The 24,111-nt window shown below is 71.7% G+C and carries 22 protein-coding genes and 1 pseudogene; 10 read left to right on the top strand and 13 right to left on the bottom strand.

Features of this window, described 5'->3' with window-relative positions; translation table 11 throughout:
• Positions 1-14: 14 nt before the first annotated feature.
• Complete coding sequence (locus ACIBEI_RS08915; protein WP_398886613.1) at positions 15-794, bottom strand: DeoR/GlpR family DNA-binding transcription regulator; 780 nt, start codon at positions 792-794, stop codon at positions 15-17.
• A gap of 150 nt (positions 795-944) precedes the next feature.
• Here ACIBEI_RS08915 and ACIBEI_RS08910 point away from each other — a divergent pair, with 150 nt between their 5' ends.
• Both ACIBEI_RS08910 and ACIBEI_RS08905 read left to right on the top strand, forming a co-directional pair.
• Positions 945-1,829: an SIS domain-containing protein gene (locus tag ACIBEI_RS08910; RefSeq protein ID WP_398886611.1), complete on the top strand. Its 885-nt coding sequence runs from the start codon at positions 945-947 to the stop codon at positions 1,827-1,829.
• A 75-nt stretch (positions 1,830-1,904) separates the two neighbouring features.
• Positions 1,905-2,762: a ketose-bisphosphate aldolase gene (locus tag ACIBEI_RS08905; RefSeq protein ID WP_398886610.1), complete on the top strand. Its 858-nt coding sequence runs from the start codon at positions 1,905-1,907 to the stop codon at positions 2,760-2,762.
• 4 nt (positions 2,763-2,766) lie between these two features.
• On the opposite strand, the gene ACIBEI_RS08900 is transcribed toward ACIBEI_RS08905, so the two are convergent.
• Entirely contained in the window at positions 2,767-3,042 is a 276-nt protein-coding gene (locus tag ACIBEI_RS08900; RefSeq protein ID WP_398886608.1) for a hypothetical protein, read from the bottom strand.
• Positions 3,039-3,818, bottom strand: coding sequence for a phytanoyl-CoA dioxygenase family protein (locus tag ACIBEI_RS08895; protein WP_398886606.1), 780 nt, complete (start codon positions 3,816-3,818; stop codon positions 3,039-3,041). The genes ACIBEI_RS08900 and ACIBEI_RS08895 overlap by 4 nt, the downstream gene beginning before the upstream one ends.
• A 151-nt stretch (positions 3,819-3,969) precedes the next feature.
• Here ACIBEI_RS08895 and ACIBEI_RS08890 point away from each other — a divergent pair, with 151 nt between their 5' ends.
• Positions 3,970-4,746, top strand: a complete 777-nt coding sequence (locus tag ACIBEI_RS08890; RefSeq protein ID WP_398886604.1) for a helix-turn-helix domain-containing protein — start codon at positions 3,970-3,972, stop codon at positions 4,744-4,746.
• 27 nt (positions 4,747-4,773) lie between these two features.
• Here the strand turns inward: ACIBEI_RS08890 and ACIBEI_RS08885 are convergent, their stop codons facing one another.
• A complete protein-coding gene (locus tag ACIBEI_RS08885) occupies positions 4,774-5,943 on the bottom strand; it encodes a methyltransferase (RefSeq protein WP_398886603.1) in 1,170 nt (389 codons plus the stop codon).
• Positions 5,944-6,018: 75 nt separating this feature from the next.
• On the opposite strand from ACIBEI_RS08885, the gene ACIBEI_RS08880 reads away from it, so the two are divergent.
• Together ACIBEI_RS08880 and ACIBEI_RS08875 are read left to right on the top strand one after the other, a co-directional pair.
• Positions 6,019-6,669, top strand: coding sequence for an alpha-ketoglutarate-dependent dioxygenase AlkB family protein (locus ACIBEI_RS08880; protein WP_398886601.1), 651 nt, complete (start codon positions 6,019-6,021; stop codon positions 6,667-6,669).
• 84 nt (positions 6,670-6,753) lie between these two features.
• The gene (locus ACIBEI_RS08875) at positions 6,754-7,995 is read left to right on the top strand and encodes an ROK family protein (RefSeq protein WP_398886599.1); all 1,242 of its coding nucleotides are present in this window, start codon (positions 6,754-6,756) and stop codon (positions 7,993-7,995) included.
• 90 nt (positions 7,996-8,085) lie between these two features.
• On the opposite strand, the pseudogene ACIBEI_RS08870 reads toward ACIBEI_RS08875, so the two are convergent.
• Positions 8,086-8,304 (bottom strand): annotated as a pseudogene (locus tag ACIBEI_RS08870) (DUF4865 family protein); the annotation flags it as partial.
• A gap of 64 nt (positions 8,305-8,368) precedes the next feature.
• Positions 8,369-8,953, bottom strand: coding sequence for a TetR/AcrR family transcriptional regulator (locus ACIBEI_RS08865; protein ID WP_398886598.1), 585 nt, complete (start codon positions 8,951-8,953; stop codon positions 8,369-8,371).
• Positions 8,954-9,154: 201 nt separating this feature from the next.
• Here ACIBEI_RS08865 and ACIBEI_RS08860 point away from each other — a divergent pair, with 201 nt between their 5' ends.
• The 3 genes from ACIBEI_RS08860 to ACIBEI_RS08850 are packed head-to-tail and all read left to right on the top strand — an operon-like array spanning position 9,155 to position 12,862.
• Positions 9,155-9,487: an SHOCT domain-containing protein gene (locus ACIBEI_RS08860; protein ID WP_398886596.1), complete on the top strand. Its 333-nt coding sequence runs from the start codon at positions 9,155-9,157 to the stop codon at positions 9,485-9,487.
• Positions 9,484-10,263: an ABC transporter ATP-binding protein gene (locus ACIBEI_RS08855; protein ID WP_398886594.1), complete on the top strand. Its 780-nt coding sequence runs from the start codon at positions 9,484-9,486 to the stop codon at positions 10,261-10,263. Before ACIBEI_RS08860 ends, ACIBEI_RS08855 begins: the two co-directional genes overlap by 4 nt.
• A 37-nt stretch (positions 10,264-10,300) precedes the next feature.
• Entirely contained in the window at positions 10,301-12,862 is a 2,562-nt protein-coding gene (locus ACIBEI_RS08850; protein WP_398886592.1) for an ABC transporter permease, read from the top strand.
• A 137-nt stretch (positions 12,863-12,999) separates the two neighbouring features.
• Here the strand turns inward: ACIBEI_RS08850 and ACIBEI_RS08845 are convergent, their stop codons facing one another.
• Positions 13,000-13,533 carry an ATP-binding protein gene (locus tag ACIBEI_RS08845; RefSeq protein WP_269651284.1) on the bottom strand — a complete coding sequence of 178 codons (534 nt, stop codon included), beginning with the start codon at positions 13,531-13,533 and terminating at the stop codon, positions 13,000-13,002.
• A 227-nt stretch (positions 13,534-13,760) separates the two neighbouring features.
• On the bottom strand, positions 13,761-14,084 hold the full coding sequence (locus ACIBEI_RS08840; protein ID WP_055610419.1) for a hypothetical protein: 324 nt from the start codon (positions 14,082-14,084) through the stop codon (positions 13,761-13,763).
• Positions 14,085-14,481: 397 nt separating this feature from the next.
• On the opposite strand from ACIBEI_RS08840, the gene ACIBEI_RS08835 reads away from it, so the two are divergent.
• Positions 14,482-15,579, top strand: coding sequence for a PLP-dependent cysteine synthase family protein (locus ACIBEI_RS08835; RefSeq protein WP_398887355.1), 1,098 nt, complete (start codon positions 14,482-14,484; stop codon positions 15,577-15,579).
• A gap of 67 nt (positions 15,580-15,646) precedes the next feature.
• On the opposite strand, the gene ACIBEI_RS08830 is transcribed toward ACIBEI_RS08835, so the two are convergent.
• A complete protein-coding gene (locus ACIBEI_RS08830) occupies positions 15,647-16,129 on the bottom strand; it encodes an SRPBCC family protein (RefSeq protein WP_398886589.1) in 483 nt (160 codons plus the stop codon).
• Between the two features lie 147 nt (positions 16,130-16,276).
• Positions 16,277-17,116 (bottom strand): DeoR/GlpR family DNA-binding transcription regulator, encoded by an 840-nt coding sequence (locus tag ACIBEI_RS08825; protein ID WP_398886587.1) that lies wholly within the window; start codon positions 17,114-17,116, stop codon positions 16,277-16,279.
• Positions 17,117-17,404: 288 nt separating this feature from the next.
• On the opposite strand from ACIBEI_RS08825, the gene ACIBEI_RS08820 reads away from it, so the two are divergent.
• Positions 17,405-19,807 carry a hypothetical protein gene (locus ACIBEI_RS08820; RefSeq protein ID WP_398886585.1) on the top strand — a complete coding sequence of 801 codons (2,403 nt, stop codon included), beginning with the start codon at positions 17,405-17,407 and terminating at the stop codon, positions 19,805-19,807.
• A 57-nt stretch (positions 19,808-19,864) separates the two neighbouring features.
• Here ACIBEI_RS08820 and ACIBEI_RS08815 read toward each other — a convergent pair whose 3' ends face one another.
• The 3 genes from ACIBEI_RS08815 to ACIBEI_RS08805 all read right to left on the bottom strand — a co-directional run bounded on the left by ACIBEI_RS08815 (position 19,865) and on the right by ACIBEI_RS08805 (position 24,069).
• Positions 19,865-22,300, bottom strand: a complete 2,436-nt coding sequence (locus tag ACIBEI_RS08815; RefSeq protein WP_398886583.1) for a right-handed parallel beta-helix repeat-containing protein — start codon at positions 22,298-22,300, stop codon at positions 19,865-19,867.
• A gap of 177 nt (positions 22,301-22,477) precedes the next feature.
• A complete protein-coding gene (locus tag ACIBEI_RS08810) occupies positions 22,478-23,083 on the bottom strand; it encodes a hypothetical protein (protein WP_398886581.1) in 606 nt (201 codons plus the stop codon).
• A gap of 161 nt (positions 23,084-23,244) precedes the next feature.
• Positions 23,245-24,069 carry an MOSC domain-containing protein gene (locus ACIBEI_RS08805; protein WP_398886579.1) on the bottom strand — a complete coding sequence of 275 codons (825 nt, stop codon included), beginning with the start codon at positions 24,067-24,069 and terminating at the stop codon, positions 23,245-23,247.
• Positions 24,070-24,111: the final 42 nt, after the last annotated feature.

Here is a 24,111-nt window from a genome sequence, read left to right as displayed (position 1 = left end):
TCCGGTGTGGTGCCTCAGACGGCGACGACCGTGACGCCCGCCTCCTCGAACCGCCGCACCATGTCCTCGCCCACCGCCACGTCCGTGACCAGCGTGTCCACCGACTCGGCCGCGCAGATCCGGGCGAAGGCCCGCTGCCCCAGCTTGCTGGAGTCGGCGGCGACGATCACGCGTTCGGCCCGCTCGCAGAGCAGGCGGTTGATCGCCGCCTCCGCCTCGTCGGTCGCCGCCGCGCCGTGGGTCACGTCGAGGGCGACCACGCCGAGGACGGCCACGTCGAGGGTGACCTGGCCGAGCACGCCGTCGGCGAGGGGGCCGACGAGTTCGTACGACTGGGCGCGGGCGACACCACCGGTCAGCACGATCTTGAACTGGGGCCGCACCGCCAGCTCGTTGGCGATGTTGAGGGCGTTCGTGACGATCGTCAGGGCAGGTGAGCCGGACGCGAGATCACCGCGTACGGCCAGCGCGCGGGCCACCTCCGTGGTGGTCGTGCCGCCGGTCAGGCCGACCGCCTCGCCGGGCGCGACGAGGTCGGCCACCGCCTTCGCGATGCGCTGCTTCTCGGAGGCGTGGCGGGCCGTCTTGTAGCGCAGCGGCAGCTCGTACGAGACGCCGTGCACGACCGCGCCGCCCCGGGTACGTACGAGCATCTGCTGCTCGGCGAGCTGGTCGAAGTCGCGCCGGATCGTGGCCGCCGACACCGCCAGCTCGGCCGCCGCCTCCTCGACATCCAGTCGGCCCCGCTCCACGAGCAGCTCCAGCAGCGCCTGCCAGCGGGCGTCGCGCGACATCCGCACTCTCCGTCCTCGTCGGTCCGTGCAGCGACCGTTTGCTGATCTTTCGGCGACCCTAACGCACACCGTTCACCTGGGAATGCTTGATTGTGCTCGAAAGCTGGCTATATCTTGCAACAACAATCATCATGGCAGGGAGGTCGCGGCGTGAGCCACGTCGAGAACGAGCTGAAGAGCCAGCCCGAGTGCTGGGCGCGGGCCGCGGGGGAAGCCGCGGTCCACGGGGACGTGCTACCCGCCGCCGGGGAGCGGGTAGCCGTCGTCGGCTGCGGCACGTCGTGGTTCATGGCGCAGGCCTTCGCGGTGCTGCGCGAGCAGGTGGGGCAGGGCGAGACGGACGCCTTCGCCGCCTCCGAGTTCCCGCACGGCCGCGCGTACGACCGGGTGGTCGCCCTGACCCGCTCCGGCACCACCACCGAGGTGCTCGAACTGCTCGGCCGGCTGAAGGGGCGTACACGGACGGTCGCGATCACCGCGGATCCGCGAACTCCCGTGATGGAGGCGGCGGACGACCTCGTCGTGCTCGACTACGCCGATGAGAAGTCCGTGGTGCAGACGCGGTTCGCGACCACCGCGCTCACCCTGTTGCGGGCCCACCTCGGGCTGCACGGCGACGCCGTTGTCGCCGACGCCCGTACCGCGCTGGCGGAGCCACTGCCCGAAGGGCTCGTCGCCTGCACGCAGTTCACGTTCCTGGGGCGCGGCTGGAGCGTGGGGCTCGCGAACGAGGCCGGGCTCAAGATGCGTGAAGCCTCGCTCGCGTGGACCGAGGCCTATCCGGCGATGGAGTACCGCCACGGGCCGATCAGCGTGACCACCGCGGGGACCGCGACCTGGATGATGGGCGAGGCGCCCGAAGGTCTGGCCCAACAGGTGCGTGACACGGGCGCGTTGTGGGTCGGGGGCAAGCTCGACCCGCTCGCCGAACTCGTCCGCGCCCAGCGCCTCGCCGTGGCCGTCGCCGCGGCCCGGGGCCTCGATCCCGACCAGCCCCGCCACCTCACCCGCTCGGTCGTCCTCACCACGCCCTGAGATCGCCACGCCCTGAAACCGTCACGTCCTGAGATCGCCACGTCCCGAAACCGTCACGTCCTGAAGGGAGAGTCCGTGCCTCTCGCAGCAGCCGGAGAGCTGGTCGCCCGGGCGGCCGCGTCCCGCACCGCCGTCGCGGCGTTCAACGTCATCACGCTGGAACACGTCGAGGCCGTCGTCGCCGGAGCCGAGGTCGCGGACGCGCCCGTCATCCTCCAAGTCAGCGAGAACGCGGTGAAGTTCCGCGGCGGACGACTGCTCCCGCTGGCCCACGCCGCGAGCGCCGCCGCCGAACACGCCTCCGTACCCGTCGCGTTGCACCTCGACCACGTCCAGAGCGACGAGCTGCTGCGGCAGGCGGCCGACGCCGGATTCAGCTCCGTCATGTACGACGCGGCCCGTCTCCCGTACGCCGAGAACCTCGCGGCCACCCGGGCCGCCACCGACTGGGCGCATGCCCAAGGGCTGTGGATCGAGGCCGAGTTGGGCGAGGTCGGCGGCAAGACGGGGCAGCCGCCGCTGGACGCCCACGCGGCGGGCGCCCGTACCGATCCGGCCGAGGCGCGCGCCTTCGTCACCGACTCCGGCGTGGACGCCCTGGCCGTGGCTGTCGGCAGTACGCACGCCATGACCACCCGCACGGCCGCCCTCGACCACGACCTCCTCAAGCGTCTAGCCGCGGCCCTCGACGTGCCGCTCGTACTGCACGGCTCGTCCGGTGTGCCGGACGCCGAGCTGAGGGCGGCCGTCGCGGGCGGCATCACGAAGGTGAACGTCGGCACCGCCCTGAACATCGCGATGACCGGAGCGATCAGGGACTATCTCACCGCCCATCCCGAGGCGGTCGACTCGCGCAAGTACCTGACCGTGGGACGGGCGGCGATGGCGGAGACCGTGACCCGGATCATCCGGGTCCTGTGCGCCACCGGCTGACACCTCAGCCCGCGTCCACGAGCTTCTCGAAGAAGAACTCGTGCTTGAGGAACGACACGTCGTACTCGCTCCCCGGGTACGGCGGGATCAGCTGCGCCGCCTGGAACAGCCGCCAGCCGTCCCGCAGGGCGTCCACCCCGGACCTGTACGGGGGTTCGTCACTGTCCCCGGTGGTGGGAGACGTACGCCCGGTGCCGTCGTACACCGACCAGCCGACCACCGGCGAGTCCAGCGCCGACGTACCCAGATAGAGCACCAGAACCTGCTGACGGATCGTCATACGGCTTCCTCCTGAGGGCGGTTGGAGACGCGGGTCACCCAGTGCTCCAGGTCGAAGGACTCGTCGCCGGTCAGGGACCGCCACAGCAGCACGCGGTTGTAGATCTCCAGCCGGCCGGTGGCGGGCTCGTACCAGGGGAACGTCGTCGCCAGCTCCTCGGCAACCCGGGGATCACCGAGGTCCGAGGTGTCCCACAGCCGTCGCTGCCGTACGGCCGGATTGAAGCGGATCTTGAACATGTACCGCACCGCGTCACTGTCGTTGCGCCGCCCGCCGTGCCACAGGCCGTGGTGCAGAAACACCACGGTGCCGGCCGGGCAGACGAGCCGGGACTGGCCGAGCAGGTTCTGGTAGCGGCCGGTGTCCGTTTCGTTCGTACGCCGCAGATGGCTGCCCGGCACGCTGAGGGTGCCGCCCATGTCGAGGGTCACGTCCTGCGGGTAGTACATCAGCTGGACGTCGAAGGCATCGGTGCGGACGTCGATGATCGCGTCACCGTGCAGCGGCTGCGCGGACCCCTCGCGGGGCTCGCGGACGTGCACCGCGTGGTGGTCGACGCGCGGGTCCGGGCCGACGAGGCTGCGCAGGGCCCCGGCCACGGCCGGGATGTCGAGGAGCCGCCGGGCGAAGGAGCCCTCCGGGTAGGCGACCGCCACCGCGCTGCCGTAGGGCACACCCGGGACGCCCCCGCCCAGGAACCCGATCGCCTCGGCGTTCATCTCCGCAGGCACCACCGCGTCGAGGCGCAACGAGCCGTGGGCCACGAAGTGCGCCATCCGCACCGAACTCAACAGCGGAGGGACAGGGGGAGAGGCAGCGGGAGGGCTAGGCGGCGGGGGATGCTCGGGATTCGTCATGCTCCGAACGTACGGAGCGGGGCCCGTCCGGCGCGTTGGCCCGTTTCACCACCGCTGGTAGTTTTTCACCATGCGGGAGACGGAGATCCACCTCGGGGAGCCGCCCGTCGTCGCCAACGCGGGCGTCGGCGTGCACGGCGTCGCGAGCCGTACGGACGTCTTCCGGCTGCCGGAGCTGTGGCAACTGCATCTGTACCAGTACGAGGCCGAGCTGACCGTCGACGGAACGGCGCACGTCATCCGCCCCGGCCGAGTCAGCCTCGTACCGCCCGGCGCGACGGTCCGCTACCGCTACCGGGGCCGCTCGGAACACCTGTACGCGCATCTGCGCATCGCCCCCGCGGGGTCGCCGCGCACCGTGCCCGTGATGCAGGACGCCGGACCCGAACTCCCCATGCTGACCGGGCTGTTGCTCCAGGCGGTCGCCTCCGTGCCGGGCGAGCCGGAGCGCACCCGGGCCGAGGTCTGGACCGCACTGTGGCGTATCGCCCATCTCGCCCCGGCGGCCGAGCGGCCCGGACCGCACCCCGCCGTCACCGCCGCGATCGCCCACATCGAGGCGAACCTCGCCGCCCCGCTCACCGTGCCCGCCGTGGCCCATGCCGCGGGCGTCTCGCACAACCACCTGACCCGGCTCTTCCGCTCCACCACGGGCGGCACAGTCCTCGCGTACATCCGGCGCCGCAGGCTCGACCGCGCCCACCACCTGCTGCGGGCCTCGACCCTGTCGATCCCGGCGGTCGCCGCGTCGGTCGGCATCCCCGACCTTCAGGCCTTCAACAAGGCGTGCCGACGCGAACTGGGAGCGTCCCCGCGAGCCCTGCGCGGCGAGACGAGCGCCGCCTGAACCGCCTCGCGGGCCTGGGCACGGCTCTCAGGACTCCGCGGACTCCTTGACGGCCTTCAGAACCACGAACTTCGCGTCGCTCGCGACCAGTTGGCTGTTGCCGAAGAGGCGCCGAAGCTTCACGTGGTAGCCGAGATGACGGTTGCCGACCACCCACAGCTCGCCGCCCGGACGCAGCGCCCGGCGCGCCCCGGTGAACATCCGCCAGGCGGTGGCGTCGGACGTCGCCTGGTGCGAGTGGAAGGGCGGATTGTTGAGCACGAGGTCGACGCTCGCGTCCGGAACGCCCTCCAGCCCGTCGCCGACGCGGAACTCCGCCTTGCCGTACTCCACCGTGTCGTCGGTGTTCGCCCAGTACGTAGCCTCCGCCGAGGTCACCGCCTGGTACGACTCGTCCAGGAACAGGGTCTCGGCCCGGGGCTGCGCCAGCGCCATCGCCGTTCCGACGACTCCGTTGCCACAGCCCAGGTCCACCACGCGCTCGGCCCCGCCCTCGTACGGCAGGTGCTGGAGGAAGAACCTGGTGCCGATGTCGAGGCGCTCGGCGCAGAAGACGCCCGCGTGGTTGACGACCCTACGGCCGGAGGCGGGACCGATTCCCTCGGGCAGCGTGTAGCTGTGCGGCCACGGGTTGGCCTGTCTGGTGATCCCCGGATTCGGCGTGCAGAAGATCAGCCGGGCCTTCTTCTCGGCCAGCGAGGTCCGGGTGGGGCCGAGGATCCGCTCGAACAGCTTCAGCGTCGAGGTGTGGATCTCCTTCACCATGCCGGTGCCGATGACGACCGTCCCCTCGTGCACGGCGGGCGCCAGGCGCAGCAGCTGGTCCTCCAGGAGCGCGAGGCTCTTCGACACCCGCACCAGCAGCACGTCGACACGGTCGACCGGCGGATCCTGGGTGGTGAGCAGGCGTACGGAGTCCTGGTCCGCGCCGTTGCGCGCCAGATTCGCGCGGGTCGCCTCCCGGGTGAGGAACGACTCGGTGATCTGCACCGGCCGATGGGCCCGGAGGGCCGTGGTGAGGGCGCCCCACCGGTCGCCGACCACGACCACCGTGCCGTCGAGTGCCTGGTCGCTTTCCGCGAGATGCTTCAGCAGATACTCGTCGGAGGCGTCCCACGCACGGAGCTGGTCACGGGAGTCCTCGGGGAAGCGGGCCAGCGTCAGCTCGGCCGAGGGGGTCGTCATACGGTCGGTCATTGGGTCCAGGCTATCCGAGGCGCAGCTCAGGGGGTTTCCGGCGTCCATCAGGGGCCGTGCGCGAGGATGGGAGCCATGGACGCCGAGCTGTTTCCCCGCGCCCGTACGGAGATCGCGCCGGGCGCCGTGCACCTGCCGGACTGGCTGACCGCCGAGCGCCAGAGCGAGCTTCTCGACGCCTGCCGCGCCTGGGCCCGCCCGCCCGCGGGGCTGCGCACGGTCCGCACACCGGGCGGCGGCACGATGACGTCCCGGCAGGTCTGCCTCGGCTGGCACTGGTACCCGTACGGGTACGCGCGCACGGTCGTCGACGGGGACGGGGCGCCGGTGAAGGAGTTCCCCGGGTGGCTGGGGGAGCTGGGCCGCCGAGCGGTCGTCGACGCCCTCGGCCCGGAGGCGGCCACAGCGGCGGCGTACGACATCGCACTGATCAACTTCTACGACGCCGACGCCCGCATGGGCATGCACCGCGACAGCGACGAGAAGTCCGACGCCCCGGTGGTGTCGCTGAGTCTCGGCGACACCTGCGTCTTCCGCTTCGGCAACACCGAGTCGCGGACCCGCCCCTACACGGACGTGGAACTGCGCAGCGGCGACCTGTTCGTGTTCGGCGGCGACGCCAGGCTCGCGTACCACGGGGTGCCGCGCGTGCACGCGGGCACGGCGCCGCCCGAGTTGGGCCTGACCGGCCGCCTGAACGTCACGCTGCGGGTGAGTGGTCTCTAGGCCGGTGGGTTCAACCGGCTCGTCAGGTTCGTTCGGGTCGTTGCCCTGGCCACGGGACGACCGGATCATGGGAGACTCGCCCTCATGAGCGGCAATGCGGCCCCCAGAGCGGCGGGAGAAGGAAGCACCAGGACACGCCTGGACCGGGGGCGGGGTGCGCTCGGGCCCGCCCTGGAACTCGTGCACACCGGACGCGCGCCCACGCGGGCCGTACTCACCGCCGAGCTGGGCGTCACACGGGCGACGGCAGGCGCGGTCGCCGCGGAACTCGAAGCGCTCGGACTGATCCACGTCGACGCGCGCCCCGGCGCGGCCGCCGGCTCGCAGGGCCGCCCCTCGCACCGTCTCGAACTCGCCGAGGACGGCCCCGTGGCGCTCGCCGCCCAGGTGCACGCCGACGGCTTCCGCGCCGCCCTGGTCGGCCTCGGGGGCCGTCTCGTCGCGACCGCCCCCGGCTGCGTGACCGTCGACGCCGACCCGGCCAAGGTGCTCGGCTCGGTCGTCGAGGCGGGCGCCGAACTGCTCCGGGAGACCGGACGCCGCTGCGTGGGCGCGGGCCTCGCCGTACCGTCGGCCGTCGCCGAACCCGAGGGCACCGCCCTCAACCCTCTCCACCTGGCCTGGCCGGCGGGCGCACCCGTACGGGAGATCTTCGCGGAGCGCGTCCGCGCCGCCGGGATCACCGGACCGGCGTTCGCGGCCAACGACGTCAACCTCGCGGCACTCGCCGAGCACCGGCACGGCGCGGGCCGCGGCTCCCGCGACCTGCTGTGCGTGGCGACCGGCCACCGGGGAGTCGGCGGCGCGCTCGTCCTCGACGGGCGTCTGCACATGGGCAGTTCGGGGCTCGCGCTGGAGGTCGGACACCTCACCGTCAATCCGGAGGGGCGGCCCTGCCACTGCGGCAGCCGCGGCTGCCTGGACGTCGAGGCGGACCCGCTGGCGTTCCTGACGGCGGCGGGCCGCGACCCCGGCCCCGAGGTGTCGCTGCTCCAGCAGTCCAACGACCTGATCCGCGACCAGTACGCCGACCCGACCGTACGCACGGCCGTCGAGGCCCTGATCGACCGGCTTGGCCTGGGCCTCGCAGGCCTGGTCAACATCCTCAACCCGGACCGCATCATCCTCGGCGGCCTGCACCGCACCCTCCTCGACGCGGACCCCGAGCGGCTGCGCGCCGTGGTGGCCGACCGAAGCCTGTGGGGCCAGAGCGGCGGCGTCCCGATCCTCGCCTGCACGCTGGACCACAACAGCCTGGTGGGAGCGGCCGAGTTGGCCTGGCAGCCGGTCCTCGACGACCCGATCGCGGCACTGGCCCAGGTCTGAGACCGCCCCCTTGGGGCGCGGGGAACTGCGCGATCAGCCACAGTCGGTCCGCACTCGCGGTACGCGCTCGCGCAAACACACTCGCAGCGGCCAGAGGAAGGAGTCCATGCCCTCGGGCGTGTGCCAAAGATAGAACGGCGCGTACTGGTTGACCTGTGAGCCGTGCACTCCGCGTTCGCGCAGCAGGTAGGCCTTGAGGCCGAGTCCGTGCCAGGCGTCGAGGAGGTGTCCGACGCGGGCCACCTGGGCGCGGATGATGTCCATGTCGTAGTCGGCGGGCAGGGTTATCTCGTACTGCATGGCGTGCATCGATGCCTCCCATGGCTGACGGCCCACGGCTGACGGCCTTACGGTTCGGCGGCTGTAACCGGCTCTAGGCTCCAGCTTCCGTACGGGCAGGGGAGTTGAGGGCCAGCAGCGACAGCAGTCCGCGAACTCCCGCGTCGAAGGCGGCCGTCGAGCCGGACGCCCGGGCCAGGACGTACCCGCCCTGGACCGTGGCGACGATCGTCGCGGCGATCTCCTCACCGTCCAGCGAGGGCGCGAACTCGCCCCGCTCCTGCCCCTCCTCGACAAGCCCCGCGAGCCGCTCGCGCAGCCAGTCCAGCGTCTCGTCGACGGGCGCGCGCAACTCCTCGCTCGCGACGACGTCCGGGTCCATGGTCAGCCGCCCGATCGGGCAGCCGCGCAGCCCATCTCGCTCGCGACGCAGATACGCCTCGACACGCTCGTACGGAGAACCAGGGCCGCCGAGTACTCCCTCGGCGGTAGCGCGCATCTCCTCCGCCGTGCGCCGGATAGCGGCGAGCGCGAGATCGGGCTTGCCCGCGAAGTGGTGGTACATGCTGCCCTGACCCGCCCCGGCCTGCCGCTGGATCGCCTTCGGGCTCGTCCCCACGTACCCCCGCTCCCACAACAGCTCGCGCGTGGCCTCGATCAACCGCTCCGGAGTGCTCATGAAATCACTGTACATACTAGTAGGTACAGAATCGAGAGAGTGGATCGAGGGAGCGAGGGAGTAGCCGGGGGAGCAGTGGAGCACCCCTTTCCTACTCCCGCGGAGGTACGCGTACTGCCGCTGGCCGTACGACGACCCGGACCCCCTCCCGGGGCGAGTCTCGAAGCATCACCGGAACACCCACCGAGGAGATGACTTCAGATGCAGACCCTGGCGCACTGGGACGGCGGGCCCGGCCCGTGGATCCTTCTCTTCCCGCTGATCTGGGCGGCCGTCGTGATCGGCGTCGTGACCGTCCTGCGCCGTACCGTGTGGCGCGGCCGTCGTGGCCCGTGGCGCGGCATGGACCGCACCGCGACGGACGTCCGCCCGACCGGCGACTCGCCGATCGCGATGCTCGGCCGGCGCTTCGCCGCTGGCGAGATCGACGAGGACGAGTACTGGCGTCGGCTCTCCGTCCTGGACGAGCAGTTCGGTCGCACCGACTTCGGCCGCACCGACCTCGGTCGTACGGGCAAGGGCGGTGCGGCATGAGCACCGCGACCGCCACGAGGGCCACGCGGACCGCGGCACGTGTCGCCGACGCCGTGAAGGTGTACGGCAGCGGCGACACCGCCGTCCGGGCCCTGGACGGGGTGAGCGTCACCTTTTGGGCCGGACGCTTCACCGCGATCATGGGGCCCTCGGGCTCCGGCAAGTCCACCCTGATGCACTGCGCGGCCGGCCTGGACACCCTCACGTCGGGCGCCGCGTTCATCGGCGACACCGAGCTGAGCAGCCTCGACGACCGCCGTCTCACGCTGCTGCGGCGCGACCGCATCGGCTTCGTCTTCCAGGCGTTCAACCTGGTCCCGACGCTGACCGTCGCGGAGAACATCACGCTGCCCATGGACCTCGCGGGCGGCCGGGGTGACGCCTCGGCGCAGGAGTGGATCGATGCGCTCGTCGACGTGGTCGGCCTGCGAGACCGGCTGCACCACCGGCCCTCGGAACTCTCCGGCGGTCAGCAGCAACGCGTCGCCGTGGCAAGGGCGTTCGCCGGGCAGCCGGACGTCGTCTTCGCCGACGAGCCCACCGGCAACCTCGACTCGCGCTCCGGCGAGGAGGTCCTGAACCTCCTCGGCCGGGCCGTACGCCAGATGGACCGCACGGTCGTCATGGTCACCCACGACCCGGTCGCCGCCGCACACGCCGACGAGGTCGTCTTCCTCGCCGACGGCCGCCTCGTCGACCGGATGGAAGCCCCCACGGCCGACAAGGTCCTGGACCGCATGAAGGCCTTCGACAGTAAGGGAGCGCCGCCGTCATGAACGCCTTCGACAGCAACAGCGAGGGAGCGCAGTCGTCGTGAACGCCTCCGTGCGCATCAGCGTCTCGTCCCTGCGCGCCCACAAGCGCCGCTTCGCCGGTACGTTCCTGGCGGTGCTCCTCGGCGTAGCCTTCCTGGCCGGCACGCTCGTCATGGGCGACACCCTGCGCGCCAGCTTCGACACGATGTTCGGCAACGCCACGAGCGGCACGGACGCCGTCGTCCGCAGTGCCGGCACCATCACCACGCCGGGCGAGAGCCAGGGCGTACGACAGCCCGTCGACACCGGCCTGGTGTCGGCCGTCGAGAAGGCCCCTGGTGTCGCGGCCGCCGAGCCCGACATCCAGGGCGTGGGACAGCTCGTCGGCGCCAACGGCAAGCCCATCGGCGGTCAGGGCCCGCCCACCCTCGCGGGCAACTGGATCGACGACCCCAAGCTCAACTCCTACCAACTGGCCGAAGGGCGCGCCCCGTCGAAGTCCGGCGAGGTCGTCGTCAACCGGGGCGCCGCCGAGAAGGGCGACCTGAGGATCGGCGACACGACGACCCTGCGGACCCCCGACCCGGTCAAGGTGACCATCGTCGGCCTCGCGACCTTCGGCGGCGAAGACGGCATGGCCCAGGTGACCTACACCGGCATGACCCGATCGGACGCCGAGAAGTATCTGACCGCGAAGCCCGGCGAGGCCGCGAGCATCCTGGTGCGGGCCGGGCCCGGCACCGGTCAGCAGGAACTCGTCGACGCCCTGACTCCCGTACTGCCCAAGGGAGTTGAGGCGATCACCGGTCAGGAGCTGGCCGCGGAGAACACCGACATGATCTCCGGGCAGTTCCTGTCGCTCTTCACCACCTTCCTGCTGGTGTTCTCCGGCGTGGCGCTGCTGGTCGCGACCTTCTCCATCCACAACACCTTCGCGATCGTCGTCGCCCAACGCACCCGCGAGAACGCCCTGTTGCGTGCTCTCGGTGCCTCACGCCGGCAGGTCACCGCGTCGACCCTGGTCGAGGCGAGCGTCGTGGCCGTGGTCGCGTCCGCCGCCGGTCTCGCGGGCGGGATCGGCATCGCGGCCGGACTCCAGGCACTGTTCCCGGCCATCGGATTCCCGTTCCCCGAGGGCGACTTGGTGATCAGCGGGCTGTCCATGGCCCTGCCGCTCGCGGTCGGCATCGTGGTCTGCCTCGGCTCCGCGCTGCTGCCCGCCGTACGCGCCGGGCGCACCGCACCACTGGCGGCCCTGCGCGAGACGGCCGTCGACCAGTCCGGGGCGTCCCGCACCCGTGCCGTCGTGGGCACCGGTCTCGCCGCGCTGTCGATCGCCGTCACGCTGACCGGCGTCATCGTCAGCCCGTCCCTGTGGCTCGCGGGGAGCGGCGCGATCCTGGCGCTCGCCGCCTTCGTGGTCCTCGGCCCGGTCGCCTCGACCACCGCCGTACGCGTCCTCGGCAGCCCGCTCGACAAGCTGCGCGGAGTCACCGGCGGCCTGGCCAGGCGCAACGCCCTGCGTAGCCCCAAGCGGACCGCCGCCACCGCCAGCGCGCTGATGATCGGCGTCGCCGTCGTCTCGCTGTTCACCGTCTTCGGCGCCTCGCTGAAGGCGACCATGGACCAGACGGTGTCCCGGTCCTTCGCGGGCGACGTCGCGGTGAGCACCCCGTCGTTCGGCGCGGGCGGCAGCGGACTCAGCCCGCGGCTCGCCCCAGCGATCGCCGAGCGGCCCGAGGTCGACACGGCCGTCGGACTCGGCCGAGGTGTCGCCGAAGTCGACGGCCAGGGACGGGCGTTGACCGTCACCGACCCGGTCGCGCTGGAGCGCACCTTCGACCTCGGCGACGTAAAGGGCTCGATGCGCGACCTCGGCGACGACGGCATCGCCATCACCGAGAACGAGGCCGACGAGCAGGGCCTCAAGACCGGTGACACCGCCCAACTGGCCTTCACCGACGGCAAGAAGCAGACCTTCACGGTCCGCGCGGTCTACGGCCAGTCCGAGCTCGCGGGCGAGTACGTCATCACCCGTGACGCCTGGGCCCCGCACCGCACCCAGGACTCCGACACGCTCGTGGCCGTCACCTTCAAGGACGGTGTGAGCGCGGCCGACGGCAAGGCGGCGGTCGAGAAGGTCGCGACGGCGTACGGCAATCCGGAGGTGCAGACCCGCGACGAGTACGCGCAGTCCTCGGCCGGCGGCATCGACATGATGCTCACCCTGGTCTACGCGCTCCTCGCGCTCGCGGTGCTCATCGCACTGCTCGGCATCGCCAACACGCTGACCCTCGCGGTCCACGAACGGACCCGCGAACTCGGCCTGTTGAGGGCCGTCGGGCAGACCAGGGCGCAACTGCGGGCCATGGTCCGCTGGGAGTCGGTGCTGGTCGCCGCCTTCGGCACGGTGGGCGGACTCGCACTCGGCGGGTTCCTCGGCTGGGTGCTCGTCAAGGCATCCGACGGGGCGTCCGACAGCGCCTTCGCCTTCGCGATGCCGCCGTTCCAGCTCACCGTGGTGGCCCTGGTGGGGGTCGCGGCCGGAGCCCTCGCGGGCCTGCGCCCGGCCCGGCGGGCGGCACGCCTCGACGTACTGCGCGCCATCGCCACCGAGTAGACGGGTGGGCGTGCCCGCCCCGTCGAATGGACGGACGGACGCGCCCTCGCCACCGAGTGGACCGAACAGCGGACCTTCGGCACCGAGCGGCGGACCTTCGCCACTGATCGGCGCAGGAGGCCCCGGTCACCGCCCGGTCAGCCGGCAACGGCCGACCGGGCGGGAGCGTGTCCGGTCCTGAGCGTGCCGGCGGCGTGCTCCACCTCCGCGAAACTGCGGGCGGGCGACTCGGCGGCCGCGCCGTACGGAGGACAGGCCGGCAGACCCGCCGTGGCGGAGGCGGCCGGAAGGGTGAACCACACGACCTTGCCCGACTCGCCGTCCGGCCGCACACCCCAGCTCTCGCTGAACGCGGCGACCATCGCGAGACCGCGTCCGCAGGTCGCGGAGGAGTCGGCCTCCCGCACCTCGGGAAGGCGCGGGTCGTTGTCGTGCACCGAGACCGTGAGCCGGTCGAGCAGCAGCTCGATCTCCACGGTGCACAGCTTGTCGGGCACGGCGTGCCGGTGGACGTTGGTCAACAGCTCCGTCACACCGAGCGCGGCCCGGTCTATCAACGGATCAAGATGCCAGTAGCGCAACTGCGCAGATACGATTCTGCGGACCTGGCCGATCCGCGACGGCAGGGCTTGGAGCTCCACCGTGCAATGCCTGCTTGGCTGGCTGATCACGGCTGCGACTCCCCGAATTGAGGTCCGGAAGAAGACGGAGTACGGATCCAGCGGGCGGCCTGAGTGCAAACGACCGCCCGCGGTTGGTGCCCGGCGGGCTGGTTCGCAGCGTTATCGCCGGTAAACCCAGAGTGACGTGAGAACAGCGTGACGCAGGAGGTGCGGTCTCGCAACTCGCGGTGTCCCCGGCGGTGTCCCTGGTAACCGGACCGACAACGTGCAGGCCCTCAGCGCCCGCGCCCCGCCGCCTTGCGCACGGCCTCGATGAACCGGCTGGCAGCCGGTGGGCCCGGTTCCCCCGGAGCCGGATCGTGGTCCCCCAGCGTCAGGAGATAGCGCGTGCCGTTGACGTCCGCCAGAGCCCGGTCGTCATGGGCGAACCAGGGCTTCGACGCCCGGACCGCCTGCACCGGCGCGCTGTCGATCTCGCTGCCGTAACTGGTGAGCAACTCCAGCCTGCCGTCGCTGATCCGGACCTGTCCGGCCCGGGTGAGCGAACGCAGCCTCTTCCCGATCCGCACGCCCGTGGCCGTGAACTCCGGCTCCGCCATGTGCCCCGCCCCCTTGTGCGCTTCGGCCCGTGTGCTTCGGTCCTGCCAGGCCTGCTTCGGTCCGGCCACGCCGTGACCCGGGTGGATCCCGCTCCAGTGTGCGTCCCCGCCCGGACCGGCGTCCCATGCGGTGCAGTCTGCCCGCCTTCGGTGTCGAGCACCAGTGCGCATGACGACGTCACGGGTGCTCTCCGGCGCACTCGCGCGAATGCGCCCCCCATCGCCCGACGCTGGCTGCGCCAGGGGTTCCTTTGAGGTGCTCAAAGGTGTGTTTATGCAGGTGAGGAGCGTGCGGAAGGTGCATATGATCGAGGTGTCCGACCGCGCGAACCGGCGTCGGCGCAACCGAAGGAGCCCCGCCGTGACCACCCCACAGCAGGCCCGCACCCATGAGCCGATGGCCACACTCGATGTCGATCACAGCGACGCGGAGTACCGGCACTGGCTCAAAGAAGCCGTACGGAAGGTCCAGGCCGACGCGAACAGATCGGCCGACACCCACCTCCTGCGCTTCCCGCTGCCCGAGGGATGGGGCATCGACCTCTACCTCAAGGACGAGTCCACCCACCCCACCGGCAGCCTCAAGCACCGACTGGCCCGCTCGCTGTTCCTGTACGGCCTGTGCAACGGCTGGATCCGCCGCGACCGCCCCGTCATCGAGGCGTCCAGCGGCTCCACCGCCGTCTCCGAGGCGTACTTCGCGAAGCTGATCGGGGTGCCCTTCATCGCCGTCATGCCCCGCACGACCAGCCCCGAGAAATGCCGCCTGATCGAATTCCACGGCGGACAGTGCCACTTCGTGGACGACCCGCGGACGATGTACGAGGAGTCGGCGGCCCTCGCGGCCGACACCGGCGGGCACTACATGGACCAGTTCACCTACGCGGAGCGGGCAACCGACTGGCGCGGCAACAACAACATCGCCGAATCGATCTACCGCCAGCTGGAGTTGGAGCGCTACCCCGAACCGGCCTGGATCGTCGCCACGGCCGGCACGGGCGGTACGTCGGCGACCATCGCCCGGTACGTGCACTACATGCAGCACAACACCCGTATCTGTGTGGCCGATCCGGAGAACTCCTGTTTCTTCGAGGGCTGGACCACGGGTGACGCGGACGTCACCACAGACTGCGGCTCGCGTATCGAGGGCATCGGCCGGCCGCGAATGGAACCGAGCTTCGTGCCCGGGGCGATCGACCGGATGATGAAGGTGCCGGACGCGGCGAGTGTGGCCGCCGTGCGGGCACTGGAAGCGGCCATCGGGCGCAAGGCGGGGGGTTCGACCGGTACGGGGTTGTGGAGCGCGCTGAAGATCGTGGCGGAGATGGTGGCCGCGGGGCGGACCGGGAGCGTGGTCACGTTGTTGTGCGACCCGGGGGATCGGTATCTGGACAAGTACTACTCGGACGAGTGGGTGGCCGGTCAGGGGCTGGACATCGAGCCGTACGCTGCGGCGATCTCGTCGCTGTTGGCGACGGGGGTTTGGCCGGATTGAGGGGCTGTGGCGTTTCGTCGCCGTCTGCAGGGCAGTGGGGGTTGCTCGCGCAGTTCCCCGCGCCCCTTCAGGGCGCGTGCGTGGAACTCAGCCGTCGGTCCAGCTTCGTCACCGCGTCGCGGAACGCCCTGCCCAGGCCCGCTCGGCCCAGTTTTATCGCGAAGCGGAACGGGGCGGTTCCGTCGGCAGCCCAGGTCCACTGGACTCTCGTACCCGTGCCGTCCCGGGTGAGGCGCCACTCCTCGACGAGGGCGCGGGTGCCGGGAGCGTTCGTCACGTCGACGCGGTAGGTGTAGACCTCGGAGGGCTCGGCCGCGAGGATCGTCTCCTCGAAGCGTGTCCCGCCCTTCAGCCGGACCTGCCGCCCGGTCCCGTCCTCGGTCGGTCGGGCCGCTCTCACCGCCGAGAACCACTCGGACCAGCCGGTCACGTCCTCGGCCAGCGCATGGTAGACGGTCTCGGGAGAAGCGGTGATGCCTCTCGCGAACACCAGGCGCAGGGGAGCGGTCTCGACGAAGTCGAGTCCCACCGGACGCAGTCGGTGTGCCATGTACGGACCCCCTCGCGGGAAGAACTCGCGGGAACAAACGGGGAACGAATCCGAACGCAGCCCCGCAACGCGGCGGTTGACGAGGCATCGTCACCATAGCTGGCGGCCCATCGGATGTCTGTACCGCCCACAGATGTCCCGCCGCCGTCAGGCCTCCGTCGTCTCGCTCTCGTCCTCGGGCTCGCCCGCCACCACCAGGCGCCGCAGATGCTCGGAGATCTCCGCGCGCGCCCCGGCGGGCAGCCCGTCGTCCGTGACCAGCGTGTCGATCTGTTCCAGCGCGGCGAACGAACTCAGGCCCACCGTGCCCCACTTGGTGTGGTCCGCTACCACGACGACACGCCGTGCCGACTGGACGAGCCGCCGGTTGGTCTCGGCCTCCGCCAGGTTCGGAGTGGACAGGCCGGCCTCCACCGATATGCCGTGCACACCCAGGAACAGCACGTCGAAGTGGAGCGCCGCGATCGCCTGGTCCGCGACGGGCCCCACCAGCGAGTCCGAGGGCGTGCGCACGCCACCGGTCAGTACGACCGTCGCCGCACCCTGCCGCTGTCCCGAGGTGCGCTGCGCCGCGTGGAAGACGTCGGCCACCCGCACCGAGTTGGTCACGACCGTCAGATCCGGCACGTCGAGCAGCTGATGGGCGAGCGCGTACGTCGTCGTGCCGCCCGACAGGGCGATCGCCGTGCCCGGTGCGACCATCGCCGCGGCGGCCCGCGCGATGTCCTCCTTGGCGGACAGCTCCAGACCCGACTTGGCCTCGAAGCCGGGCTCGTGCGTGCTCGCCTCGACCACCGGGACCGCTCCGCCGTGCACCTTCTCCACCACGCCCTGGCGGGCGAGCGCGTCGAGATCGCGGCGGACCGTCATGTCCGACACGCCGAGTTTCCTGGTGAGTTCGTTGACGCGGACACCGCCGCGCCGCCGGACCTCGTCGAGGATCAGAGCGCGCCGCTGCTCCGCGAGGAGGTTCTGATTCTCACTCACGTCCGCTCCGGTTCCCTTCGCCTCGACACGTCCGGCAACCCCCCGAACCCCCTCCGACAAGGACATTCACCCTCACCTCCGGTCCATGGGATGCCCCATCCTCGCACGGGTCACCGCAGGTCGCGCCACTGCCTGTGGCGACGCGCACACGTCACGCTGCCATCTTCCGTGCGTCACTGTCACACGGATCGGGGAGATTCCGTGACGAGTGGTGCGCAACGCCCCGCGAGGCGGGATCCTTGTACCTGAACATGACACGTGCCGTACGGGCATCACGGGGGAAGAGCAGTGGAGCGTCGACAGAGGCATGCCTCGCCGCATGAGGCGCACGAAGTGCACGAATCCGAGCGGCGGCCCACGACGGCCGACACCGCACTCGAACTCCTGGTCCACGGCGTCGGCGGTACGACGCCCCAGGAGATGCTGAACGATCCGCGCACCGTCCGGATCACCGGCGACGACACGGCCGCGGTCTTCCGCCGCGCCGACGACGTCGAAGCGGAGAAGGAAGCAACGGAGCGGCTCGACCAGGACCCGGGCAAACCGGTCCCGGAGGCGTACGTCTGGTGCAATCTCACCTCCGGCAACGGCTCCCGCGCCCTGTGGCTATTGCTCCTGCCGTTCATGGTGGTCAACCTCGCCCACTGGATGCGCCCCACGGTCAGCGACAACAGGAAGCGCACGGTACGGCTCTACGGACTACTCGTCCGCCTGGCCGGCCTGACCCTCACGGTGCTGCTGGTCGCCGCCGCCTGCGAGGTCGCCCTCGACCTGGCCGCCTGGCAGTGCGCGGGCACCGGCGGGTGCGCCCAGGAGCACTCCTGGCTGGGCTTCCTCTCCCCGGCCCGCCCGGACGCCGGCTGGTGGAGCCTCCCGGGCCGCCGGCTCGCCCTCGCCGCCCTGGTGCCCGCGGCCCTCACCGTCCTCCTGTGGTACCTCTCGCACCGCACCTGGAGCGCGTACGAGTCCCAGCCGCCGATCGAGTACGGGTCCGAGTCCGACGACGAGACCGGCCGGGCCGGACTCGGGCGCCCGGGCTTCTGGTACGGGCGCCGGCTGGTCGCCCGGCTCCGCGCGGCGCACACCGCCGCCGGCCTGCTGACGATCGTCGCGGCGGTCGGCACCTCTGCCGCCCGCTACGACCGCGAGCCCGGCGGGCCGCCCGTCCTGGAGGCGCTCGGCCGGATCGTGGAGGCCTCGCTCGTGGTGGGCGGGGTCGTCGTGGTGTGGGTGGTCTGCCGCCGCGGCCGCAGCGAGCACCGGCTCGACAGGCACCTCGACGCCACCCTGGTGCGCTGGCTGCCCATCGGCTCACTCGTCCTGCTCGCCCTCACCCTCCTGTACGCCGGCTGGTCGCGCCCCCAGTGGCGGTCGGACGGCCAACTGCCCGGTGGCGACGCGATCTTCGGCGGCATCGCACTCGTCGAGTGCCTGCTCGTGATCGTGCTCGGCGTGGTGGCGCACCTCCTGTACCGCGCCCACCCGGACCCCCGTACCGCCATGCGCGGCCTGGCCGGGCCCGCCGTCGCGATGCTGGCCTGCGCCCTGGGCGGCGTGATGTCCGGTGGGGTGGCCCAGCGCGTCGCCGACTGGCTGGACGGCACCGGAGGAACGATCGAGGGCCCGCCCGTCCTGCTGACCTGGCAGGCCTCCGTCATCCCGCCGCTGCTGATCGTCCTGCTCGCCCTCGTCGGCTGGCTGGCCAGGCGCACCGTACAACTGCGCCGCATCGAGACGGCCGCGGTGGAACTCGACTACGAGGAAGAGCCCGCCGACGCCGAGCGCACCAACCGCATCGCCCGCATGCGCGCCATGGCCGCTCTCACCGACCGGGCGCCCCGGATCATCGGCGTCACCTCCATCGTGACGCTGCTCCTGGGCGCGCTGGCCCTGGTGGGCGCCATGACCACCGACGAGACGCCGGGCGAGGCCGCGCACGGCACGTACGCCGTCGTGCAGGGAGCGGCGGAGGCCGCGCAGGCGCTCGGTTCCTGGCTGATCGGCGTCGGCTTCATACTGTTCGTCACCTGGGGACGCCGCGCCTACAAGGACCCCTCGGCCCGGCGCACCATCGGCATCCTGTGGGACGTCGGTACGTTCTGGCCGCGCGCGGCACACCCCTTCGCGCCCCCTTGCTACGCCGAGCGCGCCGTGCCCGACCTGACCTGGCGCATGGCGACCTGGACCAGCGCCGCAGAAGGCCGGCGGCTCGTCCTCTCCGGCCACTCCCAGGGCAGCGTCCTCGCGGCCGCCGCGGCCTGGCAGCTCAAGCCGTCGGTGCGCAAGCGGGTCGCGCTGCTGACGTACGGCTCGCCCCTGGAGCGGCTCTACGGGCGTTGGTTCCCGGCCCACTTCGGGCCCGACGCGCTCGGTGGGCTGCACCGAGAGGTCGACTGCTGGCGCAATCTGCACCGGGCCACCGACCCCATCGGCGGCCCCATGCGCCTGCCCGGCGACTGCGGCCCCCAGGTCGACCGGGAGGCCCTGAAGGACCCTCTCGCGTACGGCCGCACCGAGGACCACCCGCTCCCCGCGCCGATCCTCGGCCACTCGGACTACCAGGCGGACCCCGCCTTCGCCGAGGAGCGGGAGAAGCTGCTCGCACGGCTCAGGCCGGAGGTGCCGGGGCCACGGGAGGACAGCGGACCCGAGGAACCCCAGGAGTCCCGGCTGGAACCGACGCCCATGTGAGGTCGACGCCGAGGCACGCATCGCCCGTCCATGTGAGCCGGGCGATGCGGCAGAGCCTCAGGGCAGCTCCGGCAGGTCCTCCGCGTACAGGAGGGTGAGGTCGTCCTTGCTCGGCTCGGGGAGCTGGGCGACCCGCCCCGCGTGCCGCTCCACCATCGCCTCGAAGGTCTGCCGCGCCGTGCGGCCGTTGCCGAACGCGGGCCCCTTCGGGATCGCCGTGAAGTACTTGACCAGCGCCTCGCCCGCACCCGGCGCGATCCGGTACTCGTGCTCCTCGGCCTGCTGCTCCACGATCCGCAGCAGCTCCTCGGAGTCGTAGTCGCCGAAGGTGATGGTCCGTGAGAACCGGGACGCCACACCGGGGTTGACGGTCAGGAAGCGCTCCATCTCGGCCGTGTAGCCCGCGACGATCACCACCACCGCCTCCCGGTGGTCCTCCATCAGCTTCACGAGCGTGTCGATGGCCTCGCGGCCGAAGTCCCGCCCCGAGTCCTCCGGCGAGAGCGCGTACGCCTCGTCGATGAACAGCACACCGCCGCGCGCCCGGTCGAAGGCCTCCTGCGTACGGATGGCCGTGGAGCCGATGTGCTCGCCGACCAGGTCCACGCGGGACACCTCGACGAGATGTCCCTTCTCCAGGACTCCGAGCGAGGCGAGGATCTCGCCGTACAGCCGGCCGACCGTCGTCTTGCCGGTGCCGGGGGAGCCCGTGAAGACCAGGTGGCGTCGCGCCGAGGCCGCCTTCAGGCCCGCCTGCTGGCGGCGGCGGCCCACCTCGATCATGTCGGTGAGGGCCCGCACCTCGCGCTTGACGCTCTCCAGGCCCACCAGCGCGTCCAGTTCACCGAGGACGGCCGTCGACGAGCGCGCGGGCTGCTCGGGCCCCTGTGGAGCGACGAGCGGCTCCTGCTCGGTGATGCGCTGCCCGGGGATGGCCCCCAGTAGACCGGGTGACTGGCTCGTGGTCTGTACGGCGGTCTCCTGCGCCGGAGCCCGCACACTCGCGCTCTCGTCGCTCGTGCAGTCCTCGACCACGGGACCCGTGCCGGACGCCTGGTCGCCGCCGGCGTCCGCGAACTCGTAACCACCGCGCGCACACCGTTCCGTGCGGCACTTCTTCAGTGTCGTACGACAGCCGTCGAGTACGTGGAAGCCGTAGCCGCCGCTGTCCGTGACCCGGCAGCCGTGGAAGCTGCCTCGACCGCCTGCCGACACATAGAAGCCGGCCTCCGCGGGCGAGGTGACCGTGCACCGCTCGATGGTGGGGTCGGCGCCCTTGGTGACGATCACGCCCGTCTGAGTGCCGTCCACGGTGCAGCCGTTCAGCGTTCCGCCGCTGCCGTGGTCGCGGAACCAGGCACCCGTCGCGGTGTCCCGGATCCGGCAGTCGTCGAGCTGCGCGGTCGCGCCGTCGCTCACCGACACGGCCGTGTTGCGGACCTGCGAGATGTCGCTGTCGACGACGTCCGCGCGCGAGCCGCGGTCGAGGACGAACAGGGCGTCCGGCACGTCGTGCACCCGGCAGGAGTCGAGTACGACCGTCGCGCCGTCGCTGACCCACACCGCGGGGTAGTCGCCCGTACTGTCGTGGATCTCGCACTGGTTGGCGTCCACGCGCGTGCCCGGGTCCCAGACCGACAGGCCGTTGCGCCCGAACTGCCGCACGGTGGAACGGGTCATGGTGAGGACCGAGCGGGACCGCAGGTCGACCGCGTTCTCCGGGATGTCGTGGATGCGGCAGTCGGCGAGCGTCAGGACGGCGTCCGTGTCGAGCGTGACGCCGTCCGCGGTCGTGCGGTGCACATCGCAGTCGGTGAGATGTGCCGTGGCCCGGGCGGTGACCTGTACTCCGCTGCCCCTGACCTCGTACACCTCGCAGCCGATGGCTTCGAGTGCGGACTGCTCGCCCGTCGCCGACAGGCCCGCGCCCGAGGTGTGGTGGATCCGGCAGCGCTCCAGACGCGGATGGGCGCCGCCGCGCACGGACACGCCCGACTGGCCGGCCGCCACGACCTCGCACTCCTCGAACACCCCGCCCCCGCCGTCCAGTACGGCGATACCGACCCCCGCGGGGTTGTCGACGGTGCAGCGGCGCACCGTCGGACGCGCGCCGCCGCGCACCTCGATGCCGGCCGCGGAGCGGGTGACGATCCGGATGTCCATCAGCTCCGGTGTGCCCTCCTCGACGAGCAGGGCGGGCGCGGCCGAGTCCTGGCCCTCCACGAGCAGGTCCTGGACCACGGCGGAGGCGCGCACGGTGAGCGGTACCCCGTCGACGGGAGCGATGCGCACGGAACCGGGTGAGCCCTCGGGTCCGCGCAGCGTCACCGCCCGCTGGACGACGAGGTTCTCCCGGTAGGTTCCGGCGGCGACGGTGAGGACGTCACCGTCGGCCGCGGCCTCCAGGGCGGCGGCGAGCGATGCGTACTCACCCGTGCGGCGCCGCCACCTCGACGTACCGGTGTGCGTCACCTGGACCGTGCCCTGTGCCATGGCGTTGCTGTGCCCCCACCTCGTCGTACGCGGGTCCTGAGAGGCTCTTCCCGGCACCCGGCCGCGTCAACTCCGCGCACGGGGAACGAGAACAGCCTCTCACGACGGTGCCGAACATCTCGGCCAGTCCACCGTAGCGTGCGCGGAGCCGGCCGGTTGACCGGAGCGGCGAGGCCGTCAGCTGCCCGTGCCCGTCCTGCCCCAGTCCGGGCCCGCCTGCGACCACGCCTGGTCGAGGCGGTCGTACCTGCGCCGCACCATGCGCCACACCACCAGCCGCCGGGAACCCTCGACGAGTCCCGCGCACGCGACGGCTGTGCCGAACCCGGCCAGGGCGGCATGTGTCGTCGCCGTCGCCGTGTCCAGCGGCCGGCCGACTATTCGGCCGTGCAGGTCCGTCCAGACCGTGAAGTGATCGCCGCGCTGCGGGGAGTTCAGGTCCGCCATGACCGTGTCGCGCCGCACGGTGCCGTCGGGGGCCTTCCAGTCGGCGATGACGCGGGTGTGCGAGTCACGCCCCGAGGCGGTCTCGGGATCGGGGTCGAGCGGGGTGCGGTCCGCCTTCTTGACGACGATCGCCGTCACCGGATGACGGTCCAGCCGCTGCTCGCGCACTGACTTCTGCAGGGCGTCCTGGGCGAGCCCGCCGATCAGGACACCGACCAGGGGTGCCGCGACGAGGATCAGCAGCAGGGCCCCCAGCGCCAGCCACGCCTCGGCGAGATCCGTCGTACGCCGCAGCGGGTTGTGCCGCCAGCGCCAGAGTCCCCTGATGGCCCGCAACGTCCCGACCCCCTTCCGCGTCCGTGATAACCCCCACCGGAGTCGTTCACGCGCGGTGCCGGCGAAGAGAGAGCGAAGTCACCCCTCACGCCCGGCCTCTCATGAACTTCTCACACAGGCTCAACGGGCATGCCGGGCGTCGGTGTTCCCACGGCGAGGGCCTAATCGAGGAGCCTGACCGGATCGCCCACGCGGACCGAGCCGGGGGACTCCGGCACGAGATTCTGCCCGAAGACGAGCTTGTCGCCGAATCGGCGGTGGCGGGCGAGGGTGCGCAGCGGCTCCCTGCCGCGCTCGGCGGTGCTCTGGTCGGTGGTGGTCACGACGCAGCGCCCGCACATCCTCGCGACCCGGAAGGTGACCTCGCCGATCGCGATCCGGGACCAGTCGTCCTCGGCCCAGGGGGCGGTCCCCTCGACCACGACGTTCGGCCGGAAGCGGTTCATGGGCAGCGGGCCCTCGCCGGGCCGGTCGCCCTGCGCGATCAGCGCGTTCAGGGCGTCGAGCGAGCCGAGCGTGGTGAGCAGCAGGGGATAGCCGTCGGCGAAGCTGACAGTCTCCCCGGGCCGGGCGAACTCCGGGTCGATGGGCCTGCGGACGGCGGGGTCGTCGAGGTGTACGAGACGCACGCCGATGCCGAGATAGTCGCTGAACCAGGCGTGCGCCGAGGCGTCGGCGGCGACCCCCTCCACCTTGTCGTTCCAGATCTCCACCGTCGTCGTGCCGGTCGGCTCGGGCACGCGGACGGCGAGCGGCTCACGGCCGGGCGCGGACAGCAAAATACCGCCGTCGGGCTCTTGCTCGACGGCGGACAACGCCATGCGCGGCTGTGGACGTTGGGTGACGACCTTGTCGTTCTCGTCGATCAGCACCCAGCGCCGGTCACCCGCCAGACCCCACGGCTCCACGACGGCCTCGCGCAGGGCATGCCCCCCGGCCGCCTTCAGCGGATAGACGTGGATCGAGTGCAGCACCGGCTTCGACATGAGGTCATCGTGCCAGCGGACACGGACGACCTCGGCCGATAT

The organism is Streptomyces sp. NPDC050988 (assembly GCF_044456225.1).
GTDB lineage: Bacteria > Actinomycetota > Actinomycetes > Streptomycetales > Streptomycetaceae > Streptomyces.
The sequence above is the reverse complement of the archived record's forward strand: the minus strand, read 5'-3'. Positions and strand labels throughout refer to the sequence as shown.

What these genes read in the sequence shown, in the direction of transcription:
- ACIBEI_RS08915 (WP_398886613.1), bottom strand. Translation starts at nt 794, where the DNA reads ATGTCGCGCGACGCCCGCTGGCAGGCGCTGCTGGAGCTGCTCGTGGAG.
- ACIBEI_RS08900 (WP_398886608.1), bottom strand. Translation starts at nt 3,042, where the DNA reads ATGACGATCCGTCAGCAGGTTCTGGTGCTCTATCTGGGTACGTCGGCG.
- ACIBEI_RS08895 (WP_398886606.1), bottom strand. Translation starts at nt 3,818, where the DNA reads ATGGCGCACTTCGTGGCCCACGGCTCGTTGCGCCTCGACGCGGTGGTG.
- ACIBEI_RS08890 (WP_398886604.1), top strand. Translation starts at nt 3,970, where the DNA reads ATGCGGGAGACGGAGATCCACCTCGGGGAGCCGCCCGTCGTCGCCAAC.
- ACIBEI_RS08885 (WP_398886603.1), bottom strand. Translation starts at nt 5,943, where the DNA reads ATGACCGACCGTATGACGACCCCCTCGGCCGAGCTGACGCTGGCCCGC.
- ACIBEI_RS08880 (WP_398886601.1), top strand. Translation starts at nt 6,019, where the DNA reads ATGGACGCCGAGCTGTTTCCCCGCGCCCGTACGGAGATCGCGCCGGGC.
- ACIBEI_RS08875 (WP_398886599.1), top strand. Translation starts at nt 6,754, where the DNA reads ATGAGCGGCAATGCGGCCCCCAGAGCGGCGGGAGAAGGAAGCACCAGG.
- ACIBEI_RS08865 (WP_398886598.1), bottom strand. Translation starts at nt 8,953, where the DNA reads ATGAGCACTCCGGAGCGGTTGATCGAGGCCACGCGCGAGCTGTTGTGG.
- ACIBEI_RS08860 (WP_398886596.1), top strand. Translation starts at nt 9,155, where the DNA reads ATGCAGACCCTGGCGCACTGGGACGGCGGGCCCGGCCCGTGGATCCTT.
- ACIBEI_RS08855 (WP_398886594.1), top strand. Translation starts at nt 9,484, where the DNA reads ATGAGCACCGCGACCGCCACGAGGGCCACGCGGACCGCGGCACGTGTC.
- ACIBEI_RS08840 (WP_055610419.1), bottom strand. Translation starts at nt 14,084, where the DNA reads ATGGCGGAGCCGGAGTTCACGGCCACGGGCGTGCGGATCGGGAAGAGG.
- ACIBEI_RS08835 (WP_398887355.1), top strand. Translation starts at nt 14,482, where the DNA reads ATGGCCACACTCGATGTCGATCACAGCGACGCGGAGTACCGGCACTGG.
- ACIBEI_RS08830 (WP_398886589.1), bottom strand. Translation starts at nt 16,129, where the DNA reads ATGGCACACCGACTGCGTCCGGTGGGACTCGACTTCGTCGAGACCGCT.
- ACIBEI_RS08815 (WP_398886583.1), bottom strand. Translation starts at nt 22,300, where the DNA reads ATGGCACAGGGCACGGTCCAGGTGACGCACACCGGTACGTCGAGGTGG.
- ACIBEI_RS08805 (WP_398886579.1), bottom strand. Translation starts at nt 24,069, where the DNA reads ATGTCGAAGCCGGTGCTGCACTCGATCCACGTCTATCCGCTGAAGGCG.